Source organism: Amycolatopsis sp. NPDC041971 (assembly GCF_055588925.1).
In genome coordinates this window covers 226,290-244,636 of record NZ_JBVJCE010000012.1, presented here as the reverse complement: position 1 = coordinate 244,636, position 18,347 = coordinate 226,290, and the positions used below count along the sequence as shown (strand labels likewise).

The following is an 18,347-nucleotide window of genomic DNA, read 5'->3' as shown; positions in this document are numbered from 1 at the left end:
GCACTCAGTCCCGGTCGCCCGTCATGATCTTGACCGGCTTGTCGTGGTCCTTGATCTTCTTGACGGTCTCGTGGAGCTTCTTCAGATCGCCTTTGGCCTTTTTCAGGTCGTCCTTGGCCTTGTCCAGCACCTTGCTCGCACGCTCCACCGCTTCGTTCGCGGTGTCGACGGCCTTGGCCTTGTCCTGCAGCTGCTCGCGGATCGTCCGCGGCGCGGTCTCGGCGACCGCGGCGCGAACGACGAACTTCCTCTCCGGGAGGACGCTCGACAGTTTCGGCGCGGCCGTCTTCACCACACGCGGTTTGACGGCCGCCGCCTTCTTCACCACCGGCACCGAGTGGGCGACCTTCTTGACCGTCTGTGCGGGCTTCACCGTCCGCTGTTCCGCGGCGGCCCGCTTGACCACGGGAACGACAGGCATCCGGGCCGGCACGACGGGGGTCACCGCCGGTGACGGGGCCACCTGCCGCGGCGCGGGCGGCGCGGCTTCGGTCCGTGGCTCCGGTTTGGTCTGCGGTGCGGCCCGGTCCGCCTGCTTCACCGCGGCGGGCGCCGTCTCCGGGACCTGAACGTGCTGCGGTTTGGCCGCCTGCGCGATGTCCTGTACCGGTTTCTCGTCGGGCCGGTCGTCCACCATCGCGTTCGCGGTGGAGGCGCCGATGGCCGCGGTGGCTAGACCGGCGACGCCGTAGACGGCCGCCCGCCGGAGATTGTTCTTCTGCTTCATACGTCCCACCTCGCTGTTCCCGTCGCGTCGCTGCTGAGAAGCAGCGTGGCGCGCGACGGTTCAGTACCGGTACATCGGCGGTTCATCCGCACTCCCGCGATCGCACTCTCCGCACTACCCTGGGGTCATGCGACCGGAGGACGGGGAAGCGCTCGGAAGCGGATCGGCCGGCGCCGTCTTCGCCCTTCCGACGGACGAAGGCGAAGTCGCGCTCAAAGTGTTCCCCGGCAGGCTGTACCAGCGCACCCGCCTCCGGCTGGAGCGTGAGCTGGAGCGGCTTTCCGCACTGGACGGGCAGTTTCTGGTGCCCGAAGCCATCGAGGAACTGCCCGACGGCCGGTGCGCGCTCCGCGGCGAACGCTGCGCCCGATCGCTGCTCGATCTGGTCGAGAACACCGGTCCGCTGTCGGTCGCGGACACCCTCGTCCTCGGCTCCGCGATCGCGTCGACGCTCGCGAGCGCGCACGAAGCCGGGATCGTCCACGGCAGGCTCACTCCCGCCAACGTGCTGTTCCGCGCGTCGGGCGAACCCGTGATCAACGACTTCGAACGCACCCTGCGCCCGGTGTTCGTCCGCGATCCGGACCACGGATGCGACTTCCTCGCCCCGGAAGGAACCGACGGCGAAAGCGCGGACCTCTACGGACTCGGTGCCGTGCTCCATTTCGCGCTGACCGGTCTGCCGCCCCGGCCCGACCGGCCGGAACTGCACCGGGCGGACGCGCCGATCGATCTCCTCGCCCTCATCGAGAACCTCCTCACCGACGACCCCGGTTCTCGTCCGGCCAGTGCGGCCGTCGTCGAAGAGCTCCTCACTGGCCTGGCGGCGGGGCACAGCATCCCCGAAAAGTCCACTATGGACGAAGAGGCACCCGTCGTGGTGTCACGGGGGATCCAGGGCTTCCCGCTTCTGACCATCGAACCGGAACCGGAACCGGCACCCGAGCGCCGCAAGAAGTCCGTCTGGCCGGTACTCGCCATCGGCGCGGCCACCGTGTTCTCCGCCACCGTCTGGTTCCTTCTCCCTGGTTCGACCGAACCGGCGCCGAGCGCTCAGGCACAGCCGGGCCCGTCGAAGGCGAGCACCAGCCCGAAACCCGCGCCGCGGGTGGAGCTGGCCGCGCCGGTCGACCACGGCTCGACGGTCGAGCTGACGTGGCGGGCACCGGAGGGCTTCGACTCCGCTGTCGTCGTCGCGGATGGCACCGGTGCGGCCAAGACCACGATCGTCCGGCAGCAGCGGACGATGAAGGTCCCCGTCGACCCTGGCCGGAAGTACTGCTTCCTGATCCAGATCACCGACGGCGGTGGGGTGCAGGAAAGCGCACCACAACCCATCCGGGGCGCGGTCTGCCGGAAATGAACCGGGCCCTGTTGTACCTTGGACGAGTCCGCGGTGGAGAGGGGATCCGGTCCCATGCGCGCGCTCGCGACCGGGCATCCGCGTCACCATCACGACGGCCCGACGACCGACGATTCGCTGCACGATTCGGCGGACCTCCGGGAGGTCCGTCACCTGCACTGGAAGGCCACGGCCCGGACGGGGCAGCTGATGGTCAGGGACTACGTCGATCCCGACCACCCCCGGTTCACGCTGCTGCTCGACACCCGGGCGAAAGTGTTGTCCGAGAACGAATTCGAAGAGGCCGCCGAGTTGGCGGCGTCACTGGTGAACGCGGCGGCGATGGCCGGGCACCGCTGCCGCCTGCTCACCTCGACCGGCGAGGACCTGACGACCTTCGGCGGTGCACAGGCGGCACGGCGGTCGCTGGACGTGCTGTGCGAAGTCCGCCAGGACCCGGCGGGCGACCGGCCGATGATCCCGATCTCGCTGTCCCGCAAGGATGTCCGTGGTGGCTGCCTGGTCGTCGTGACCGGCAGGATACGTGCTCGGCACTTCGGCGTCCGCCCGCTTACCCGCCCCGTCGATATGGAACGCCTTGCCGAGCACGGAATTGTAGATTCAGTGCCCGGTCGGCGACAGATCCAAACCGGGCAGCGGCTTCGCGGCACCACTCACGGCGAGACCCGCCACCGCGACACAGCCCGCCACGATCAACGCGATCGGAGCCCTTGCCCGCCAGCGCGTCCCGGCGGTCTCCTTACCTGCACGGATCACATCCGGCAGAGTAACGCGCTCGTTCGGCGTCATGACCTGCTCACCCGCTCCCCATCGGCAAGGCGAACTCGAAGATCGCTCCGCCCTCGTCGCGGTTGTAGATACGCAGCGTGCCGCCATGGATGTCGGCGACCCACTTGACGACGGCAAGGCCGATCCCGGTCGATCCGCCGCCGCTGACGAATCGTTCGAACAGTTCGGCCGCCCCTTCCGGATCGACACCGGGACCGCGGTCGGCGATGATCACCCTGCCGTCGAGCACGGTGACCTGGATGTCGGCCTCCTCACCCGGTGCGCGGCCGTGGTTCAAGGCGTTCCCGATCAGGTTCGCGACGGCACGCCGCAGCAACGTCGCGTCGCCCTCGACACGGGTCGGCACGGACGTGATCGAGATCCGGGCACCGTCGGCAGGCATGTCCTCGACGACCATCTCGACCAGTTGATCGAGCATCAGCGGCCCCATGGCCGGTTTCTCGACACCGGCGGTGACCCTGGCACGGCTCGGCCAAAGATCGATGATGTCGCCCATCATCGAAGCGAGCCGGATGGTCCTCGGCAACATCTCGGCCTGTGCGGCGGGGTTCCGCGACGCCGTCTCGGCCAGCGCGCGTAACCCGGCCACCGGTGTCTTGAGATCGTGCACGACGCCGTCGAGGAGCTGGGAAACACCGTCCAGCAACGACTTCTGCTGTTCCAGCGCCGCGGTCGCCGGGCGCATGGCGCGTCCCGCGATCAAGTACCCGACGGCGCCGAGCCCGAGCACCAGGAGCGCACAGCCGCCGATCACCAGCAAGGTCCACTCGTCGTGCCGCCCGCCGACGACTTCGGCATCGGCCACCACGACGACGGCGCCGACGATCTGCTTCGAGGGGTCCGTGATCGGATCGGCGGCGACGTAGACGGACCGGCCGGTGGCCGTCCGCTCATAGCCGGTCTTCGAGAGGTTCGTGCCGGTGGCCTCGGTCGCGAGCCGGTTCAGCAGGTCGTCGTCGACGGGGACGCACTCGCGCTTGCCGCGGTAGGGCTCGAAGCGCGGGGCGGTGCCAGGGAGGACGGCGAACTGCGGGCACTGCTCGTTCACGGTGTCGGTGCCGATGTAGGCGGTGACGATCGCGCCGCCGTCCGCCGAGATCAGCCTGGCCAGCGTCGCGGAGACCTGGCGGACGTCGCTGTCGAGCCGCTGCCTGCCCTGGTCGGCGTCCGCCTCGATCAGCAGCCACGCCAGCACCACCAGGCCGAGCGCGTTCATCGCGGTGAACAGCAACGTCAGCAGACGGCGGAGCCGTCGCAGCCGCCAGGTCGAGGTCTCGGTCGAGGTGTCGGTCACGAGAGCCGGAACCCGACTCCGCGTACCGTCTCCACCGGATCGGGCTCGCCCAGTTTGCGGCGCAGCCGTTTGACGACGGCGTCGACGACATTGGCCATGGGTTCGTTCTCGAGGTCCCAGCAGTGCTCGACGAGGTCCGCTCGGGACACCACCATCCCGGGGCGGGTCGCCAGATATTCGAGGATCGCGAATTCCCGGTTGCTCAGGGAGAGCAGCACACCGCCCCGGCGGACTTCGCAGCGCGCGAAGTCGACTTCGAGGCCGGCGTGGCGCAACACCGGCGGCCTGCCGTCGCGGCGGCGGCACAGGTTCATCACCCGCGCCAGCAGTTCCGCCATCACGAAGGGTTTGACCAGGTAATCGTCCCCGCCGTGTTCGAATCCCTCGATCCGGGCACTGCTCGAATCCAGCGCGGTCAGGAACAGCACCGGCACGGCCCAGCCCAGCCGTCTGCGCGCGTCGACGAACCCGATGGCGTCTCCGTCGGGCAGCATCCGGTCGAAGACCACGCAGTCGTGCGCCCCGCCGGGCACGTCGAGCGCTTCGGCCGCGGCCGCCAGCGAGCCGGCCGCGTCCACGGCGAACGAGGCGGCCCGCAACTCGGCGGACACCGCCATCCGAATGTCCTCGTCGTCCTCGACGATCAGCACCCTCGCGTTCATCGGCATCGGATCCTCGCACCAAAGAGGGAGGTCATGGGGTCTCCGTGAAAGATTAGCGTCCCGAACACCGCGGAACGGCCGATCACCCGAATCCGCCCTTCCGGTGACTCGGCTACCTTGGCCGAGTGCGGATACTGGTCATCGAAGACGACGAAGCACTCCGGTCGTCGGTCCATTCGTCCCTGCGCGCCGCCGGGTTCGCCGTCGACGCCGTCGGCGATCTCCGGCCCGCGGACGAAGCGCTGTTCGTCAACTCCTACGACTGTGCGGTGTTCGACCGGATGCTGCCCAGCGGAGATTCGCTGGATTACGTCGAGCAGAAACGCGGCACCGGCTGGATGACCCCGGTGCTGTTCCTGACCGCGCTGGGCGATCCCGATCAGCGCGTCGCCGGTTTGCGGCGCGGCGGCGACGACTACCTCGAAAAGCCTTTCGCCATCGCGGAAATGGTGGCACGAGTACGCAGCCTTTGCCGCCGCGGCCGGGTCCCGCCGCCGTCGGTGCTGCGGGCCGCGGACCTCGAACTCGACACCGGACGGCACGAGGTCCGGCGCGGCGGGGTCCTGCTCGGCCTGACCCGCACGGAGTTCGCCGTGCTGCGATGCCTGCTGGAAAACGCGGGACAGCCGGTTTCCCGTGATCGGCTCACGAGAGCGGGCTGGGACGAGGTGGTCGATCCGACCTCCAACGTTCTCGACGTCGTGTTGACGAACCTCAGGCGGAAGCTGCTGAAACCGCCGCTGATCACCAGGGTGCCGAAAGCCGGCTACCGCATCGGCTGACCTCGCGGTCCGGACATCATCGCTGAGCAACTCGCCACCTGTCTCACACACCCTGGGCCGATACCGCCATCACCGGCGGCGATCCGTCCTGATGATGGCGGACACCGGTTCATCGCCGGTTCATTCACCGCGACGACGCCGGGTTCGAGACACCTCGAAATCCACCGAATCGCAAATCATCCGAGGGCACAGAATCGGCCGATCCGCAAATCCCGCAGAGGGCATACAATTCATTCGGCCGCAACAGTATCGGACAATAAAACAAAGTTTGACAGCGTCGCGAGGTTTGCTTATTGTCGCTCGAGTTCCCGCCGATCGATATCCGAAGGTGTTCCTTGACCACGCCTCCGCCGCTGCCGAAAATCAGGCAGCAATTGATTCTCGCCGTTCTCATGTTGTGTTCGCTGCTGATTTGGCTGGACAACACCGTCCTGAGTACCACATTGGAGACCCTCGCGGACCCGGTCCGCGGCCTGGGGGCCGATCCCGGTGAGCTGCAATGGGCGACCGGTTCGTACACGCTGGCCTTCGCCACTTTGATGTTCACCGCAGGCGCTTTGGGCGATCGCTTCGGTCACCGGACCGTGTTTTCCGGCGGGTTGGTGATCTTCGCCGGATCCTCGCTGTGGGCGGCATACGCGAGCGATGCGGGACAATTGATCGCGGCTCGAGCTGTGATGGGGGTCGGCAGCGCCCTGATCACACCCGCCATGCTGGCCATCCTCATGTGGACCTTCACCGGACCCGCCCGCGCTGCCGCCATCGGCGTTTTCTCGACGTCGGCCGGTGTCGGAATGGCCGCCGGACCGGTGCTGGCGGGCTTCCTGCTCGATCATTTCCACTGGGGCTCGGTCTTTCTGATCAATGTCCCGGTCTCGGTGGTGGCGTTCGCCGGGCTCGCCGTACTGGTTCCGAATTTCCGCAGCCCTACTCCGCGGCCTTTGGACCCCGCTGGGATGTTGCTGTCGGCCGGTGGTCTCGTGGCCTTGTCCTACGGGCTGATCCGGGCGGGGCAGGCGGCCGCGTGGAGTCGTACCGACGTCTGGGCGCCGGTCGTCGCCGGTCTGGTTCTGCTGGCCGTTTTCGTGCTCGTCGAACTGCGCGCCAAGGTGCCCGGCTTCGATCCGCGGCTGCTCGCGCGACGGGCGTTCGGTGGCGGCAATGTGGCGCTCGGGCTGCTGCTCTTCGCCGTGGCCGCCATCACCTTCTACAACGCGTTCTACCTGCAAGGCGCCCTCGGATTCTCACCGATGGAAGCGGGTTTGGCCACTCTCCCGACCGCACTCGGCGCGCTCGCGGGGGCACCCCTCGCCACACGCCTGGTCCGCCGCCTGTCACTACGCCTCGTCACCGTCCCGGCGCTGACCATGGCCGCGCTGACCATGGGCGGGTACGGATTCCTCGGACTGGACACCCCACTCGGCTGGATCGAGGCCCTGTTGCTGGTGCAGGGTCTCTCGATCGGCATGGTGATCGGCCCCGTCACGGCCGCGTTGATCGGCGACCTCCCGTTGGCACAGGCCGGCGCGGGCTCGGCCGTCACCAACACCGTGCGGCAAACCGGCAGCGTGATCGGAATCGCGGTCGGCGGCACGATCATGTCGATCGTGTACCGGCGTGCGATCGAACCTTCGCTGGCGGATGCACCCGGTCCGGTGCGGGATCAGGCGCTGATTTCCGCCGAGCAGGCCCGCCACGTCGCCACCGCTGCCGACCAGCCCGCTCTCGCGGAGGCCGCGGACAACGCGTTCATCCATGCCATGCACGTCGGCGCGGGCTGGATCGCGGTCATCACCCTCCTCGGAGCGGCCGTCCTGCTGGCCACCTTGCCCGCCACCGAAAAGAAGAAGGGCCGGCCGAATCGATGACACCGGTACCCGTGCGAGCCGACTGACCGTCAGGATCTCGTCGACGCGACATCGGCGCTGGGATTGGGCCCGAACCAGTCGAGACAGACGATCATGGCGTCGTCGGTGGCCAGGTCGCCTTCACGGCGGTCGCGCAGTTCGTCGAGGACGGCACCGGGGACATGGGCGGCGGGGAGACTCGCGGTCGCGACGACGGCCTGGTTGAGATCGCGATCGCCGTAGAGTTCCCCGTGCGCCCCAGGCAAGTCGTACACGCCGTCGCTGACGAAGACGAAGCGGTCGCCGGGCAAGGCCTGGAGGCGTTCGATGGTGTAGGTGGTGTCTTCGAACGTGCCGAGCGGGAGTTGCTCGTCGAAGACGACGCGTTCGACCTTGCTGTCGCGCAGCCGCCACAGGCGAGGCGAACCGGCGTCGACCGCGGCGATCTCACCGGTCGAGAGGTCGAATTCCAGCAGGAGGGCGGCGACATGTTCCTGGCCGCGATATTGGGCGTAGAGGGCTTGGTCGGCGAGTTCGGCCTGGGCGTCGAGGCCGATGCCCGCTCGCCGGGCGTTGCGCAGCGCGTTGATCGCGAGGTTGGTCAGCAACGCCGCGCTGGTGCCCTCACCCATGCCGTTGATCAGCGTGACCGCCAGTTTGCGGGCGGAAGCCGACCAGTCGAAGCAGTCGCCGTAGATGGCGTACGCGGGTTCGAGCTGACCTCCGAGGGCGAACTCGGGACGGGCACAGGCACGGCCGGGGAGCAGCTGCCATTGCATCTCGGCGGCGAGGGTGAGCCGGGAAGACCGGCGTGCTTGCACGTAGAGGTCGGTGTCGCGGTCGGCGACGAACACCTCGTGCCCGAGTACCTCGGCGAACCGGCTCAACTCGGCCCATACGGGCGGCTCCGGCTCTTCGGGCAGGGTGACGACCAGGACACCGATGCCGTCGCCCCGGACGGTGACCGGGAGATACGCCCGCACGCCGTTCTCGTCCGTGTCGAACGTCGCCTGCTGGGCGGTGAAGGCTTTGCCCGCCGTGGTGCCGGCGACCGGCATCGGCTCCGCGGTGTAGGGCAACATCGTCACCCGTCGTAGTTCGGTGAGGCTGTAGTCGGCCATCAGCAGATCGACGGACCTGGCTCCGAAATGCTCCTGCAACGCCGAACGCAGCCCGTCGAGCAGTGCGTGGGGCTGGACGCCGCGCAGAACGCGTTCGACTGCCAGGGATCTGTCCACCGAACTGCCTCCTGCTCACCGGAACCGATGCCTGACCTGGGCACTCGGTATTTGTCGGCGCTGCTCCGTCGAACCTGTGCAGGGACGCGTCTCAGTGAGCTGGGCTGACAGCTCAGCATAAGGATGCGAGAGTGGCGGTGTGAACCGGTCCCCTGAGCAGTCCGACACCGAGACGGTGGCGGCCGTGGCCGATACGGCCGAGCTGCTCGAGTTCATGTTCGAACGAGCCCGCGAGGTCTCTCCCCGCCCGCTCTCGACGTCCCAGGTCCGCGCGGTCGTCGCGCTCGACCACCACGACGGGCTGAACCTGCGCGCACTCGCCGATCTGCTCGGCTCGACGCCTCCGCTGGTGAGCCGCCTGTGTGACCGGCTCGAGGCCGTCGGCTTCCTCGAACGGCTGCCCAGCAGCCGAAGCCGCCGCGAACTCACCCTGAGACTCAGCGACCAGGGCAAGGCCTACCTGCGGAATCTCCGCGACCGGCGCCGCGAAAGCCTCCAGACCGCGCTGGTGAAAATGTCGCCGGAAGCCAGGGCGGCGCTCGCCACCGGTCTACTCGAGTTCCAAGAGGCCGCTGGACAGCGCACGCCGCGCTGAACCGTCGGAACCGCTCCAGTAGGGTTACTGTTGTCATATGACAACAGTTGCGGACGCGCTGGAGCTTCGCGACGGTGATCGGCTGGGAGGTCGCGTTGCACGGCACGGAAGAACTTGTTGCCCGGGACCTGCTGTCGCGGATCTTCGAGGTGGACCAAGACGTCTTGATAGACGATTGGGTGCGCCGGCAGCTGGCCGATTCGTCGGCACAGCTCGGCGAGGACGGGCTACGGCGCGAAGCCAAGGAACTGCTGGGAGCGCTCGGCGGCGCACTGGGCACTGACATACCGTCGGCCCAGGTCATCGAGCTGGACGAAGCGGTCCGCTCCGCCCTGCGAGGGCTGTCCGAGCGACGATCCCGCGCGGGCGCGGCTCCCTCCGCCACGGCACAAGCGATCTTCGCGCTGAAGCGCACCACGTTGACGGCGCTCGAACGGCACACCGACGACAGCGCCGTGCGCTACGCCGCCTCGTTGGAGGTCAACCGTCTTTTCGACGCCGCGGGACTTTTGACGTTCTCGGTCTACGTCGAAGGCCGCGAGGAGATCATCCGCCGCCAGCACCAGCAGATGCTGGAGCTGTCCACCCCGGTGGTCCGGCTGTGGCGGCAGGTACTGGCCGTGCCCCTGATCGGCACCCTCGACAGCGCCCGCACGCAGATCGTGATGCACAACCTCCTGGAGGCGATCCAGACCCACGAGGCACGTGTGGCGATCATCGACATCACCGGCGTGTCCACAGTGGACACAGCGGTGGCGCAACATCTGCTGCAGACCGTCAGCGCCGTCCGGCTGATGGGCGCGGAATGCCTGATCAGCGGCGTCCGCCCGTCGATCGCGCAGACCGTCACCCAGCTCGGCATCGATCTGTCGCACATCGTGACCCGCGGTTCGCTGGCCGACGCGCTCGCCACGGCGATGAGACTGCTCGACGACCACATCCGCCCCGGCGCGGTGACCGGGTGAACGCCCGCGCCGGCCTGCCGATCCTGCGGCTCGGGGACATCCTGATCAGCGGCCTGCTCAGCGATCTCGACGACACGACCGCGCTCCAGTTCACCGACGAACTCACCTCGCGGATCTCCGACGAGGGGATTCGAGGGGTCATCCTCGACATCTCCCGGCTGGAGATCATCGACTCCTTCGTCGCCCGGGTGCTGATGGAACTCGCCGCCACCGGACGGCTCCTCGGCGCCCGCATGATCGTCGCCGGAATGCGCCCCGCCGTCGCGATCACCCTGTCCGAACTGGGGTTGCGGCTCACCGGCGTGCAGACCGCGCTCAACGCCGAACAGGCCATGGAACTGCTGGGGTGGCGTCGTGCGAGCAAGGCCGCCGAAGAGGCGCCTCATGCTTCCTGACGAATTGACCGACCAAGGCCCGCGCGAACACTCCGTCCGCGCCGAAGAGGATCTGCTCAGCGCCCGCCACGCGGTACGGGCCGACGCGGTCGCGGCCGGGTTCTCGATCGTCGACCAGACCAAGATCGTGACCGCGGCCAGCGAACTGGTGCGCAACGCCTACATCCACGGTGGTGGCGGCGTCATGACGATCGCCGTCGTGCGAGACGGCCGGGGACGGATGGGGCTGAAGTTGTCCGTCCGCGACGAAGGTCCCGGTATCGCCGACGTCGAGCAGGCCATGGCCGACGGCTTCTCCACCGGCGCCGGCCTCGGACACGGCCTCGGCGGCACTCGGCGGCTGGTCGACGAATTCACCCTCGACACGGCGCCGGGCGAGGGCACCACGGTCACGATCGTGCGCTGGAAACCATGACCGTCACAGTCGCGCATGCCACGACGCTGATCCGCATCGACCACGCGAGCGCGGTCTACACCGCGGTACGCGCGGCCCGCGAGGTCGCGGCCCGGATCGGGCTACCCGAGGTGCTCGCCGAACGCGCCGCCGTCATCGCCTCCGAACTGGCCGGCAACATCGACAAACACGCCAGCGACGGATGCGTGTTCGTTCAGCGCTCCCTTGCCGGACACGGGATCGACCTCTACGCCACCGACGCCGGGCCGGGTATGGCGAACTTGGATCACTGGCGAATCGACGGCCACACCACGACCGACACGCTCGGCACGGGACTCGGCGCCGTCGGCAGGCTGGCCACGGAATTCCGTATCCGGTCGACGCCCGGAGCCGGCACCATCGCGGCGGCCAGGGTGCTCACTCCCGGTCTGCCACCGACCGGGGTCGCTCACCTTCGCCTGGCCCGTGAGGGCGAAGAGCGTTGCGGCGACGCACTCGCGCTGTCGACGGGGCCCGGCGTCCGCACGATCGCCATCGTGGACGGGCTCGGCCACGGCCCCGAAGCGAGCGACGCCGCCGAAGCCGCGATCGACGTCTTCCGCCAAAGACCGGGCCGCTCCCTGCCCGAACATCTGACCGCCATGCACCGCACACTGCGACAGACCCGCGGTGCCGCGGTCGCCTTGGCGCGCCTTTCCGGGGAACTCCTGGAGTTCTGCGGTGTCGGCAACATCAGCGGCCTGGTGCTGACACCCGGACGGAGCCGGCCGCTCCTGAGCCTGCCCGGTGTGGTCGGTTTCAGCCTGCCGCCGACGCAGGTGCGCTCCCTCGACCTGGGTGGGCACCACGTCGTCGTGCTGCACACCGACGGAATCGGCACCACGTGGCGCGGCCCCGCGCCACTCGGCCCGCTCCCGGTACCCGCGCTGCTGGCCGCGGACCTCGCCCAGCACCACCGTGATCCCCGCGATGACGCCACGCTGATCGCGGTCGGCCCGAGCGGTGACACGGCATGACGCATCCTCACGTGGCGCGATTGCGCCGCGAACTACGCCAGATCTGCGCGGCCGCGGGAGTCCCGGCCGCGGACCGGGCGCGACTGGTCCTCGCCGTGACCCTGCTCGCCGAGCCCGCGCCGGATACCGGACTTTCCTCGTCGATGGTGGACAACAGGCTGGCCGTGACCCTGCGGTTGCCCCGCCCCGTCGGGCAACGGCAACGCAACGCACTGCCACTCCTGCCTGACGCCGGGGACAGCGCGACCCTGACCTGGCACCTCAGTGCCGGTCACTCCGCCGCGACCGTGCCGGACGACGACGAGCCTGCCACCCGGGAGGAGATGCTGGCGCTGATCGCCCGCACCGACGTGATCACCAAGGAGCAACGCGAACTCAAACACGAACTGGCGGAGACGAACAGCGGCGTGCTCGCCATGTACGTCGAACTCGAGGAACGGGACGAACAACTGCGCCGTGCGCACTCGGTGATCTTTCGTGAACTGGAAGACGCGCTGCGGCCCCCGCCGCCGCACGTCGCCGGGTTCGAACTGGCCGTCCACTACGCGCCCAGCGAGCCGGACTCCCCCGCCGGCGGCGATCTCTACGACTGGTTCGTCCTGCCCGACGGGAACGTGCACATCACCCTCGTCGACGCCGTCGGGCACGGCGTCACCTCGACCCGGCACGCGCTGACCGTCACCCACGCCATCCGCACCCTTGCCCTGGAAGGCCATCCCTTCCCGGACCTGATCGCGCACGCCGCCCGCACCCTCGCGACCATCGAACCCGACCTGATGGCGACCGTGCTGCTGGCCCGGCTCGACCCGGCGACCGGCGACGTCGCCTTCGCCAACGGCAGCCACCCCCGTCCGGTGCTGGTCACCACCACCGGGGACACCGAACTCCTGGTGCCGTCCCAGGTCGGGAGAGGGGTCGGATTTCCCGATCCCGGCACCGGAAGCCTGGTCCACCGCACCCTCGCACCGGGCGATCTGATCCTCCTGTACACCGACGGACTGATCGAAAGCCGCAAGAACTACCAGGAGGGCGAAGCCCGGCTGCTGGCCATCGCACCACACCACACCGGAGAACCCACAGCGGCGATCCCCGGCACCCTCGCCGCGAAGATGCACGACGTCGTCCTGCATGCCGACGACACCGTCGTCATCGTGATCCGGCGAGAAGCGGCGGAACGAAATCCTTGACGGACAATGACCATCGGCGGCCGGATAGGACGCGTCGGCGACAGAGTTTGCTTTCGCCGAGCACGGGGTAATGAATTCAGTACGCGATGTTTCCAGTCAATCGTCGAGAACGAGGCGGGTGGGACGGATGTCGACACAGCCGGGGAATAGTGAGTGCACCGAGCTGAATGCCGGCGACGTGACCTACGACCTGGACACGACCGCGACCAAGGACATCCGGCACGGCGTACGTCAAGCGTTGGCACGTTATCGCGGGCTCACCGTGGACGACGCGGTCCTGGTGGCCGACGAACTGATCAGCAACGCCCACCGGCACGGTGACGCTCCGCGCGCCTGCCGGCTCGAGCTCACCCACCAAGGCCGGTATCTGCGGATCGAGGTGGACGACGCCTCGCCGCGTCAACCGCGACGGCGGGCCCCGGACGGTTCCGGCGGGCGCGGGCTGATGCTGATCGACCGGCTTTCTTCCCGTTGGGGTGTGCGAAACCACGCCCGGCACAAGACCGTGTGGGCCGAGCTGGCACTGGACCGCGAAGGAAGCAGCGGTCACGCACCACACCTGACCGCGGCTCGCGACTGGAGCAGCGGTAGCCCGCGGTGATCCGCACCGAAACCGGCGGGATCCGGACCGGCGACGCGTCCTACCGCGTCGCCGGTCCGCTACCGTCCACCACTGTGAGCCAACCCCCGCAGGCCGAGCCACCGCCCCCGGACTTGGGCATCGTCAGCCGTCCGGTGAAGGGTGACGTCGTCATCGCGGTGACCGGTGAGATCGACACCGAAGCCGCGCCGAAGCTGCGAACGGTTCTCATCGCGGCACTGGACGAAACCGCCAGTGCGTGTGTTCTCGATCTGACCACGGTGAACTTCCTGGACTCCGCGGGCCTCGCCACCCTGGTCGCCGCCGACAGCCACGCGAAAGCACACCGGAAGTCCCTGCGCATCGCCGTGGACTCCAACAGCACCGTCATCCGGCCCATGGAGATCACCGGACTCGACACTGTTTTGCGGCTCTATCACACCGTGGACGAAGCGCTCGATGCCTCCGGCCACCCCGGTGAACCTCCACGGTGAGAGACCGGCGCGGCCCTGACCGTCAAAGGCCGCTCGCCGCCCGCGTCACCCAGTGGACGTCGGTGTTCTCGACCGTGCCGCCCAGCCGGGTGGCGCCGGGGCCTTCGGCGGTGACCGGAGTGTCGGAGCCGGTGTGGTCGTGGGTCGTCCAGTCCCCGCCCGCCCACATCGCCTCCCGATAGTTAGGAACTGTTGCTAACAGAGAAGGCGCGCGAAAACCAGGGCCCGGCCAGCTGAGCGGACCGGAAGACATACCCGCGGACCGTGAGATCCAGACCACACGATCAGGTCGTGACGTTCTTCGCGCCGCTGGGTCTATGGAGTGGTGAAGGGAAGAACTTCCCCCGCAGGCAAACGGAAACCGAACTTCAGGAGAGCGCGATGACGAACGCCGTCACCACCACCAGGCCGAACTCGAACTCCGCCGCCCCCACCGAGAACAGCGCCCTCGTCTCCACGCAGGGCGTGACCACGATCGCCGACACCGTCGTGCAGAAGGTCGCGGGCCTCGCGACCAGCGAGATCAGCGGTGTCCACGCGCTCGGCGGCGGCGCCGTGCGGGCGTTCAACGCGTTGCGCGAGCGCATCCCGGGCGCCACCGCGTCCGCCGGGCAGGGCGTGTCGGTCGAGGTCGGCGAACGTCAGGCCGCGGTCGACCTGCAGATCGTCGTCGAATACGGCGTCGCGATCGCGGATCTCGCCAAATCGGTGCGCCGCAACGTGATCGGCGCGGTCGAGCAGATGACCGGGCTCGAGGTCGTCGAGGTCAACATCAACGTGTCCGACGTGCACGTCCCGGGCGACGACGACGCCGACGAGACCACCGAATCCGGCCGCGTCCTGTGATCGCCTTCCCAACACGCGAGTTCGCCTTCCGATCACGCGAGTTCGCCTTCCGATCACGCATGATCCCCCTCCGCTCACACCCCGAGGGGGATCATCGCGACGGCCGGGGCGGACGGCGCCCGTGAACCTCCGGCGGGTTCCGCGGTGATGCCGACCCGGTCGATCCCACCGGGCAGATCCGCGAGGACCGGAAGAGTCCGCTGTGGACCGTCCGGTGCCAGCAGTCCGGCCGAATGCACGCCGCTCGCTCCGAGAAGCCAGACCTGATAAGCCTTACCCGGCGCCAACGGCGGCAGGTCGCCCGCCAGCACGACGATCTTGCCGTGGCTCCGCGAAGTCACGACCGTGGTCGTCCCGCTCTCGGTGCCCTTGACCGTCGAGGCGTCGGGCGCGGTGAGCACCGCGTTCACCGAGGCGAGCCGCTGTGGCGCGGGATCGGTCACCGGCTCGATGTTCGTGGTGACCAGGCCGAACACCAGCGCTCCGGCGGCGGCCGCCGCGGCACCCCACAGGGCGATCCGCGTCTTCAGTGGTCCGTCTCGACGCGCCACAGCGACCAGCGGCGGCCACTGGCGGGTTCCGGCGACCTGCCTGAGCGTCGCTTCCCTCAGCCTCGCCGGCGGCGCGGTGGCGATCGCCGCCCCCAAACGCGCCGCGGTCTCCCGGAGTTCCCGGACTTCCTGGCCGCATGAGGGACAACCCCGCAGGTGCCGCTTGAACGCCGCGGCCTCCTCCTCGGGGACGGCGTCCAGGGCGTAGGCCCCGGTCAGCGTGTGCAGTTCCGCCGTCATTGCCCGACCCCCAAGCAGTCACGCAACCGGATCAGGCCGTCGCGGATGCGGGTCTTCACCGTGCCGGGCGCGGTCTTGAGCACTTCCGCGACTTCCGGGTAGGTGTAACCGTTGTAGTAGGCCAGCACCACCGATTCCCGTTGCAGGTCGGTCAGCGCGGACAGGCATTGGCGCACCCGTTGCTGCTCGAGATTGCTGATCGTCGACTCGGCGACCTCGTCGAACGGACGCCGGAAATCGAGTCTGCCCGCACGGTCGTCCCGGTCGAGCGAGGCCTGATGCGAACGCACCCTGTCCACCGCCCGCCGGTGCGCGATGGTGAGCACCCAGGCCAGCGTGCTCCCCTTGCCCGGTTTGAACCGCGCGGCGGTCCGCCACACCTCCACCAGGACCTCTTGAGTGACCTCCTCGGCGAACGTGCCGTTACGAAGGACCCTGTTCACCACTCCCCACACCGGTCCCGCCACGACGTCGTACAGGTCGGCGAACGCCTGTTCGTCACCGGCCGCGACCCGCTGCATCAAGCTCGTTTCGGCAGGCTCCGTCCCGGCGCCGCCGCTTCCGCGCGGACTCGTCCGCACACCCTCGACCATCAAGCTGCCTCCACCTCACCCGACGCCCGGCTACGCGGTTCCCCGGCGTCAAGGAGGGATTCGGCGCCGAGGGCGTGGCGGACTGGTCAGGTGGGTGAGAACACTCGAACGGAGTCTCAACCCTGTTCTTCGAGCACTTTGTCCATTGTGGACCGAAGATGCCGCAGAAAGGACTCGAACCGTTCGATCTCCTCCGCCGGGTACTCCGCGACCAGCGCCGCGAGCCCGGCGCTGAACGGGCCGAAGAATTCCCGCGCGGGTCCTCGGATGTCGGGGCCGCTGCGCAAGGTCACCACGCGCCGGTCGGTGTTCTCCCGGGTGCGCACCACGTAGCCGAGGTTCTCCAGCCGGTTCAGCAGATTCGTGGTCGCGCCGGAGGTCAGCGAGATGCGTCCGCCGAGCCGGGACGGGGACAGCGGCGAACCGGCGTCTTCGGCGTAGAGGATCTCCACCAGCGCGGCGGCGTCGGTGGCGGGCAGGCCGAGCCAGTTCGCGAAACGCCGGGTGAACTCGGTGTAGTTCGCCCCGAAGCTCCGGAGGCCGTCCAGCAGCGACGTGATCCGATCCTCCATCACCCCTCCTCGACTCGAGTGCATTGACAACCTACCGGTCGCAAATATATCTTCACACTGAAGCTACTTTCTCATGAAGGAGTTCCTGTGCTCCCCGATCCGTTCGCCGCGAAGACCCGCGGCATCACCGAGCCCGATCCTGTCCGACCCGCGCTGCGAGCCGCCGGCCCTCTCGTCGAAGTGGCCGCGCCCGAGGGCGGCAGCGCGTGGATCGTGACCGAGGAGAAGCTGGCCCGCGAGGTCCTGTCGGACCCGCGCGTCGCCAAGGACCCCGCGCTGGCCCCCGAGGAGTGGACCGGACTCGAACGAACCGCCGCCGAACAGCCGTCACTCACCACATTGGACGGTCCCGATCACACGCTCTTGCGGCGAGCGCACGCTCCGCTCCTGAGCGCCAAACGGATCCAGGCGCAGTCGGACCGCATCCACCGGATCGCGCAAGCGCTACTGACGGAACTCGGCGACGGGACCGTCGACCTCATGGACGGCTTCTCCACTCGTTTCCCGCTCACCGTGCTGCTCGACCTGCTCGGCATCCCGCTCCGGCTGCTCGACGCCGCCGTCGACGCCTGCCGCCGCATGTCCGACCCCGCACCGGGCGCCCAGGGCGAGGCCATCGCCGCGATCGCGGACCTCGCCGCCGCGGGGCTGACGCCGAACCGGAACGGGCTCGCGAAGGAACTCCGCGACAACCTCCCGCCCGAGACGTCCGAAGAGGATTTGCGGTACCACCTGTTCGCGTTGATCTTCGCCGGGCAACTGACCACCGACGCTTCAATCGGTTTCCTGATCTCACGGCTGTTGAACGGGGACACCGCCCCCGAGGGCGACCTGGTCCGCGAAACCCTCCGGGAGCACCCACCAGCACCGTTCACCCTTTGGCGGTTCACGACCGTGGAGCTCGACCTCGCCGGGATCCGGCTCCCCGCCAAAGCCCCGGTGCTCATCGACATCCAGGGCATCAACACCGACCCGGCCAGGAAACCCGGTCCGGATCTGACCTTCGGCGCGGGTCCGCATTTCTGCGTCGGCGCCCAGCTCGCGCAGCTCGAACTGCGGGCGGTCGCGACCGTCCTGCGCACGGACTTCCCCCGAGCCCGGCTCGCCGTGCCCTACGCCGAACTCCGCCAGACGTTCCTCGGCGGGATCCAGGGCACGCGGCTCACGAGTCTGCCGGTAACGCTGCACGGCTGAAAGCGGGCCGGGGCGCGGAAATC

At 68.7% G+C, this 18,347-nt stretch carries 22 protein-coding genes and 1 pseudogene; 14 read left to right on the top strand and 9 right to left on the bottom strand.

Going from position 1 to position 18,347, the window contains the following annotated elements; translation table 11 throughout:
- Window positions 1–4 precede the first annotated feature (4 nt).
- Entirely contained in the window at window positions 5–727 is a 723-nt protein-coding gene (locus ACZ6DT_RS24175; RefSeq protein WP_465599082.1) for a hypothetical protein, read from the bottom strand.
- 127 nt (window positions 728–854) lie between these two features.
- Here ACZ6DT_RS24175 and ACZ6DT_RS24170 point away from each other — a divergent pair, with 127 nt between their 5' ends.
- Together ACZ6DT_RS24170 and ACZ6DT_RS24165 are read left to right on the top strand one after the other, a co-directional pair.
- Window positions 855–2,090: a serine/threonine protein kinase gene (locus ACZ6DT_RS24170; protein WP_465599080.1), complete on the top strand. Its 1,236-nt coding sequence runs from the start codon at window positions 855–857 to the stop codon at window positions 2,088–2,090.
- A 54-nt stretch (window positions 2,091–2,144) separates the two neighbouring features.
- Window positions 2,145–2,558, top strand: a pseudogene (locus ACZ6DT_RS24165) (DUF58 domain-containing protein); the annotation flags it as partial.
- A gap of 132 nt (window positions 2,559–2,690) precedes the next feature.
- Here the strand turns inward: ACZ6DT_RS24165 and ACZ6DT_RS24160 are convergent.
- The 3 genes from ACZ6DT_RS24160 to ACZ6DT_RS24150 are packed head-to-tail and all read right to left on the bottom strand — an operon-like array spanning window position 2,691 to window position 4,841.
- Window positions 2,691–2,846, bottom strand: a complete 156-nt coding sequence (locus ACZ6DT_RS24160; protein ID WP_465599182.1) for a hypothetical protein — start codon at window positions 2,844–2,846, stop codon at window positions 2,691–2,693.
- A gap of 40 nt (window positions 2,847–2,886) precedes the next feature.
- A complete protein-coding gene (locus ACZ6DT_RS24155; protein WP_465599078.1) occupies window positions 2,887–4,173 on the bottom strand; it encodes a sensor histidine kinase in 1,287 nt (428 codons plus the stop codon).
- Window positions 4,170–4,841: a response regulator transcription factor gene (locus ACZ6DT_RS24150; RefSeq protein WP_465599076.1), complete on the bottom strand. Its 672-nt coding sequence runs from the start codon at window positions 4,839–4,841 to the stop codon at window positions 4,170–4,172. Before ACZ6DT_RS24150 ends, ACZ6DT_RS24155 begins: the two co-directional genes overlap by 4 nt.
- 119 nt (window positions 4,842–4,960) lie before the next feature.
- Here ACZ6DT_RS24150 and ACZ6DT_RS24145 point away from each other — a divergent pair, with 119 nt between their 5' ends.
- The gene (locus tag ACZ6DT_RS24145) at window positions 4,961–5,617 is read left to right on the top strand and encodes a response regulator transcription factor (protein WP_465599074.1); all 657 of its coding nucleotides are present in this window, start codon (window positions 4,961–4,963) and stop codon (window positions 5,615–5,617) included.
- 335 nt (window positions 5,618–5,952) lie between these two features.
- Window positions 5,953–7,485 carry an MFS transporter gene (locus ACZ6DT_RS24140; RefSeq protein ID WP_465599072.1) on the top strand — a complete coding sequence of 511 codons (1,533 nt, stop codon included), beginning with the start codon at window positions 5,953–5,955 and terminating at the stop codon, window positions 7,483–7,485.
- 29 nt (window positions 7,486–7,514) lie between these two features.
- Here the strand turns inward: ACZ6DT_RS24140 and ACZ6DT_RS24135 are convergent, their stop codons facing one another.
- Window positions 7,515–8,702, bottom strand: coding sequence for a PP2C family protein-serine/threonine phosphatase (locus ACZ6DT_RS24135; RefSeq protein WP_465599070.1), 1,188 nt, complete (start codon window positions 8,700–8,702; stop codon window positions 7,515–7,517).
- Between the two features lie 139 nt (window positions 8,703–8,841).
- On the opposite strand from ACZ6DT_RS24135, the gene ACZ6DT_RS24130 reads away from it, so the two are divergent.
- The 8 genes from ACZ6DT_RS24130 (at window position 8,842) to ACZ6DT_RS24095 (ending at window position 14,328) form a co-directional block, all read left to right on the top strand.
- The gene (locus ACZ6DT_RS24130; protein WP_465599068.1) at window positions 8,842–9,297 is read left to right on the top strand and encodes a MarR family winged helix-turn-helix transcriptional regulator; all 456 of its coding nucleotides are present in this window, start codon (window positions 8,842–8,844) and stop codon (window positions 9,295–9,297) included.
- A gap of 74 nt (window positions 9,298–9,371) precedes the next feature.
- The gene (locus tag ACZ6DT_RS24125) at window positions 9,372–10,262 is read left to right on the top strand and encodes an STAS domain-containing protein (protein ID WP_465599066.1); all 891 of its coding nucleotides are present in this window, start codon (window positions 9,372–9,374) and stop codon (window positions 10,260–10,262) included.
- Window positions 10,259–10,657, top strand: a complete 399-nt coding sequence (locus ACZ6DT_RS24120) for an STAS domain-containing protein (protein WP_465599064.1) — start codon at window positions 10,259–10,261, stop codon at window positions 10,655–10,657. The genes ACZ6DT_RS24125 and ACZ6DT_RS24120 overlap by 4 nt, the downstream gene beginning before the upstream one ends.
- Window positions 10,647–11,072, top strand: a complete 426-nt coding sequence (locus tag ACZ6DT_RS24115; RefSeq protein ID WP_465599062.1) for an anti-sigma regulatory factor — start codon at window positions 10,647–10,649, stop codon at window positions 11,070–11,072. Before ACZ6DT_RS24120 ends, ACZ6DT_RS24115 begins: the two co-directional genes overlap by 11 nt.
- Window positions 11,069–12,067 (top strand): ATP-binding protein, encoded by a 999-nt coding sequence (locus ACZ6DT_RS24110; protein WP_465599060.1) that lies wholly within the window; start codon window positions 11,069–11,071, stop codon window positions 12,065–12,067. Before ACZ6DT_RS24115 ends, ACZ6DT_RS24110 begins: the two co-directional genes overlap by 4 nt.
- Window positions 12,064–13,254 (top strand): PP2C family protein-serine/threonine phosphatase, encoded by a 1,191-nt coding sequence (locus tag ACZ6DT_RS24105; RefSeq protein ID WP_465599058.1) that lies wholly within the window; start codon window positions 12,064–12,066, stop codon window positions 13,252–13,254. Before ACZ6DT_RS24110 ends, ACZ6DT_RS24105 begins: the two co-directional genes overlap by 4 nt.
- 127 nt (window positions 13,255–13,381) lie before the next feature.
- Window positions 13,382–13,855, top strand: coding sequence for an ATP-binding protein (locus ACZ6DT_RS24100; RefSeq protein WP_465599056.1), 474 nt, complete (start codon window positions 13,382–13,384; stop codon window positions 13,853–13,855).
- Window positions 13,852–14,328, top strand: coding sequence for an STAS domain-containing protein (locus ACZ6DT_RS24095; protein ID WP_465599054.1), 477 nt, complete (start codon window positions 13,852–13,854; stop codon window positions 14,326–14,328). Before ACZ6DT_RS24100 ends, ACZ6DT_RS24095 begins: the two co-directional genes overlap by 4 nt.
- A 22-nt stretch (window positions 14,329–14,350) precedes the next feature.
- Here the strand turns inward: ACZ6DT_RS24095 and ACZ6DT_RS24090 are convergent, their stop codons facing one another.
- On the bottom strand, window positions 14,351–14,497 hold the full coding sequence (locus ACZ6DT_RS24090; RefSeq protein ID WP_465599052.1) for an alkaline phosphatase: 147 nt from the start codon (window positions 14,495–14,497) through the stop codon (window positions 14,351–14,353).
- Between the two features lie 212 nt (window positions 14,498–14,709).
- Here ACZ6DT_RS24090 and ACZ6DT_RS24085 point away from each other — a divergent pair, with 212 nt between their 5' ends.
- On the top strand, window positions 14,710–15,174 hold the full coding sequence (locus ACZ6DT_RS24085; RefSeq protein WP_465599050.1) for an Asp23/Gls24 family envelope stress response protein: 465 nt from the start codon (window positions 14,710–14,712) through the stop codon (window positions 15,172–15,174).
- Between the two features lie 74 nt (window positions 15,175–15,248).
- Here the strand turns inward: ACZ6DT_RS24085 and ACZ6DT_RS24080 are convergent, their stop codons facing one another.
- The 3 genes from ACZ6DT_RS24080 to ACZ6DT_RS24070 form a co-directional block, all read right to left on the bottom strand.
- Window positions 15,249–15,965, bottom strand: coding sequence for an anti-sigma factor (locus ACZ6DT_RS24080; RefSeq protein WP_465599048.1), 717 nt, complete (start codon window positions 15,963–15,965; stop codon window positions 15,249–15,251).
- A complete protein-coding gene (gene sigK, locus ACZ6DT_RS24075; protein WP_465599046.1) occupies window positions 15,962–16,558 on the bottom strand; it encodes an ECF RNA polymerase sigma factor SigK in 597 nt (198 codons plus the stop codon). The genes ACZ6DT_RS24080 and sigK overlap by 4 nt, the downstream gene beginning before the upstream one ends.
- A gap of 116 nt (window positions 16,559–16,674) precedes the next feature.
- Window positions 16,675–17,130, bottom strand: coding sequence for a MarR family winged helix-turn-helix transcriptional regulator (locus ACZ6DT_RS24070; RefSeq protein ID WP_465599044.1), 456 nt, complete (start codon window positions 17,128–17,130; stop codon window positions 16,675–16,677).
- Between the two features lie 87 nt (window positions 17,131–17,217).
- Here ACZ6DT_RS24070 and ACZ6DT_RS24065 point away from each other — a divergent pair, with 87 nt between their 5' ends.
- On the top strand, window positions 17,218–18,324 hold the full coding sequence (locus ACZ6DT_RS24065) for a cytochrome P450 family protein (protein ID WP_465599042.1): 1,107 nt from the start codon (window positions 17,218–17,220) through the stop codon (window positions 18,322–18,324).
- Window positions 18,325–18,347 lie beyond the last annotated feature (23 nt).